The organism is Nonomuraea lactucae, from assembly GCF_003313395.1.
Taxonomy (GTDB): domain Bacteria; phylum Actinomycetota; class Actinomycetes; order Streptosporangiales; family Streptosporangiaceae; genus Nonomuraea; species Nonomuraea lactucae.
Genome location: NZ_QNFZ01000712.1, coordinates 1 through 3,544, shown reverse-complemented (window position 1 = coordinate 3,544; position 3,544 = coordinate 1). Strand labels below are relative to the sequence as shown.

Sequence of the window (3,544 nt, the reverse complement as noted above, 5' to 3'; positions counted from 1 at the left end):
GCTGACGGCGCCGGGAGGCGGCGCCGACGGCGACCGGGCCGCCCGCCCCGGCCGCCCGCCTCAGTCGTTCACCTCAGTCGTTCACCAGAGTCGCTCGCATCGAGCGTTTGCATCGGGCGCCGTGCCCGCCGGCCTCAGCGCGGCAGGTTCGCGAGGGCCTCGTCGATGCGCTCCTGCGGCACGGCGTAGTCCTCCATCGCGCCGGAGAGGTGGCGGTCGTAGGCGGCCAGGTCGAAGTGGCCGTGGCCGCACAGCGCGGTCAGGATGACCTTCGCCTCACCTGTCTCCTTGCAGCGCAGCGCCTCGGCGATGGTCTCGGCCAGCGCGTGAGTCGGCTCGGGGGCGGGCACGATGCCCTCGGTGCGGGCGAAGCGGACGCCCGCCTCGAAGCACTCGCTCTGCGACTTGCTGACCGCCTCGAACATGCCCAGCTCGTACATGTGCGACAGCAGCGGCGACATCCCGTGATAGCGCAGCCCGCCCGCGTGGATCGGGTCGGGCACGAAGTCGTGGCCCAGGGTGTGCATCTTCAGCAGCGGGGTGAACCCGGCGGTGTCGCCGAAGTCGTAGGCGTACACGCCCCTGGTGAACGAGGGGCACGCGGCGGGCTCCACCGCGCGGATCGTCGGGTTGATCTTCCCGGCCAGCTTCTCGCGGAGGAAGGGAAAGACCAGTCCGGCGAAGTTGGAGCCGCCTCCGGTGCAGCCGATGATCACGTCGGGCATCTCCTCGAGTTGCTGGAGCGCCTCCTCGCCGATCACCGTCTGGTGCAGCAGCACGTGGTTGAGCACCGAGCCGAGCCCGTACCTGACATCCTCACCCGCGCCCGCCACCTCGACCGCTTCGCTGATCGCGATGCCCAGGCTGCCCGGGGAGTCGGGATGCTCGGCGAGCACCTTGCTGCCCGCCCCGGTCACCGGTGACGGGCTGGCGTGCACGGTCGCGCCGTAGACCTGCATGAGCGAGCGACGGTACGGCTTCTGGTCGTAGGAGGCCCGCACCATCCAGACCTCGCACTCCAGGCCGAACTGCGAGCAGGCGAAGGCCAGCGCGCTGCCCCACTGCCCGGCACCGGTCTCGGTGGTCAGCCTGCGCACGCCTTCGCGGGCGTTGTAATAGGCCTGCGGCACGGCGGTGTTGGGCTTGTGCGAGCCGGACGGGGAGACGCCCTCGTACTTGTAGTAGATCCGGGCGGGCGTGCCCAGCGCCTTCTCCAGCCGGCGCGCCCGCAACAGCGGCGTCGGCCGCCACAGCCTGTAGACGTCGAGCACCTCCTGCGGGATGGCCACGAACCGCTCGGTGCTCACCTCCTGGCTGATCAGCTCCATCGGAAAGAGGGGCGCCAGACCGGCGGGCCCCACCGGCTCCCCGGTGCCGGGGTGCAGCGGTGGCGGTGGCGGTGCCGGGAGGTCGGAAACGATGTTGTACCAATGAGTGGGAATCTTCATGGATCAAGTCTGCCCTATCTGGAGTCCCAGGCGATTTGGATGGTCGGCCCGCACCACGATGTCGGCGTTCTCCCCTGGCCGCGCCTCCCGCTCGTACCGGGCGTAGGCGGGCAGCCGCCACCGCTCGTCCTCGTGGCTCCCGCGCGCCAGCGCCGCCTCCGACAGCCACAGGTGCACGCTCAGGTCGAACGGCAACCCCCGGCCCAGCAGCAGCGTCCCGTCGAGCAGCAGCACTCCGCCCTCGGGAAGCGACTCGTACGGCAGCCGGTACGCCCGGTCCGTCCGGCTGTCCCACAGCGCCGGCAGCACCCGTCCTGAGCCGCCTGGCCCCAGCGGTTCGAGCACCTCCCGGGCCAGCGCCCCGCTGTCGAGCCAGTCGTCGTAGAAGGCGTCGGGGTCGGTCCGGCCGTACTCGAGCCTGAGCGAGGCGGGCCGCAGGAAGTCGGCCGCGGAGACCCGCACCACGGGACGCCCGCGCAGCCTCAGCGGCGCCACCAGCTCGTCGGCCAGCCGACCGGGACGGGTGGGCGGCGCCCCATCGAAGGCGACCCGCACCCGGCCGCCGCCCGGAAGGCCGGCGATCCGCTCGGCCAGCTCCTCGACCAGCGCCTCGGGGGAGATGGGTCGTGCACGCATCGCCCCGAGCCTACTGCCCTCCTCCCGGCGGGAAATTGCGAACATATGCGTATATATCGTGAGAGAGCTCGGACGGGCGCTCCTCTTCTTGACAACCGTCCTGACTTTGCGCGCGAATAGCGCTCCAAGCGGACATGGACTCCTGACCGCGCGCTTTTCACGCGGTGACGTCATGAGGACGAGGGTAAAGACTCGGATGGGCTTGAAAATGCCGAGATGTTCGTACGCGGGATGGCGCGTGAAGGTGTTCTGGTCTGCGCCCCGATCGTCGCCGCGGTGCTCGGTGGCGCCTCACCGGACGTGTCCGAGCGCACCATCCAGCGGCGCTTCGCGGCGGCGACCGGGCTCACCCGCGGCGCCGTCCGGCAGATCGACCATGCCAGGCAGGCGGCGGTGCTGATCCAGGAGGGCGTGCCAGCGCACGATGTGATCCACCGGCTCGGCTACTTCGACCAACCGCACCTGGCACGGTCGCTGTCCCGCTACGTCGGGCGGACCGCCACGCAGTTGATCGATCAGGATCCACCGGAGCCGCTGTCGCTTCCGCACAAGACCTGAGCGCTGGTTCCCGGCTAACCTGCCAGTCGCCGACAACCAGGGAGCAGGGCAATGGCTGAGATCATCTCGAACTTCTTCATCTCCGTGGACGGCGTGATCGAGTCGCCGGACCAGTGGCACTTCCCGTACTGGAACGACGAGATGGGTGCCGTGGTGGAGGCGGGCATGCAGAGCGCGGCGGCGTTCCTGATGGGCCGCAAGCTGTACGAGGAGTGGTCCGCGTACTGGCCGACGGCGGACGCCGACCAGGACGTCGCGGTGTTCTTCAACAACGCCCGCAAGTATGTCGTCACGAACACCCTGGAGAAGGCGGACTGGAACAACACCACCGTCATCTCCGGTGACGTCGCTGCCAGGCTCCGCGAACTCAAGAAGCAGACCGACGGCGACATCCAGATGTCCGGTTCCGCGACGACCGTGCGGTGGCTTCTCGCCAACGGGCTGCTCGACAAGCTGAACCTGCTCGTCCACCCGATCGTCGTCGGCCGTGGCCGACGGCTGTTCGAGGACACCCCGACCCACCCGCTGAAGCTGGTCAGGTCCGAGACCTTCCAGACCGGCGTGCTCAACCTGACCTACGTTCCGGCCGCCGGCTGACCGGCGCGCCCGGACGTGTCTCACGGGATGCCGGCGTTGGCCAGCCGGCGGCTCGGTGACGACGCGGCCCTGCACGTGGTCGACCTGCGTGATCCGCTGCCGTTCGCCGACGGTGCGAGATGCGGCGCGTGCTCAGGCCCGGCGGCCGGCTGATCGCGTCGGTGAACCACCCTTTCGTGGAGCTTCGATGACCTTTCGACCAAACTCAGAGGCCGCGGGCTCGGACGACTAGCGATCTTCGGTCGCTGGTTTCTGTAGGTTTGTGTCAAGTTTCACGACGCCCGAGGAAGTCGAGCTTGGGCGGC

At 69.4% G+C, this 3,544-nt stretch carries 4 protein-coding genes and 1 pseudogene; 3 read left to right on the top strand and 2 right to left on the bottom strand.

The window, feature by feature from the left end; genetic code table 11:
• Positions 1–134: 134 nt before the first annotated feature.
• Both DQW85_RS25885 and DQW85_RS25880 read right to left on the bottom strand, forming a co-directional pair.
• A complete protein-coding gene (locus tag DQW85_RS25885) occupies positions 135–1,448 on the bottom strand; it encodes a TrpB-like pyridoxal phosphate-dependent enzyme (protein WP_113702555.1) in 1,314 nt (437 codons plus the stop codon).
• Between the two features lie 3 nt (positions 1,449–1,451).
• Positions 1,452–2,084: a nucleoside/nucleotide kinase family protein gene (locus DQW85_RS25880; RefSeq protein WP_113702554.1), complete on the bottom strand. Its 633-nt coding sequence runs from the start codon at positions 2,082–2,084 to the stop codon at positions 1,452–1,454.
• Positions 2,085–2,300: 216 nt separating this feature from the next.
• On the opposite strand from DQW85_RS25880, the gene DQW85_RS25875 reads away from it, so the two are divergent.
• The 3 genes and pseudogenes from DQW85_RS25875 to DQW85_RS47075 form a co-directional block, all read left to right on the top strand.
• On the top strand, positions 2,301–2,642 hold the full coding sequence (locus tag DQW85_RS25875; RefSeq protein WP_205315407.1) for a helix-turn-helix domain-containing protein: 342 nt from the start codon (positions 2,301–2,303) through the stop codon (positions 2,640–2,642).
• Positions 2,643–2,693: 51 nt separating this feature from the next.
• Positions 2,694–3,239 carry a dihydrofolate reductase family protein gene (locus DQW85_RS25870; protein WP_113702553.1) on the top strand — a complete coding sequence of 182 codons (546 nt, stop codon included), beginning with the start codon at positions 2,694–2,696 and terminating at the stop codon, positions 3,237–3,239.
• A gap of 12 nt (positions 3,240–3,251) precedes the next feature.
• Positions 3,252–3,421 (top strand): annotated as a pseudogene (locus DQW85_RS47075) (class I SAM-dependent methyltransferase); the annotation flags it as partial.
• Between the last annotated feature and the right edge of the window lie 123 nt (positions 3,422–3,544).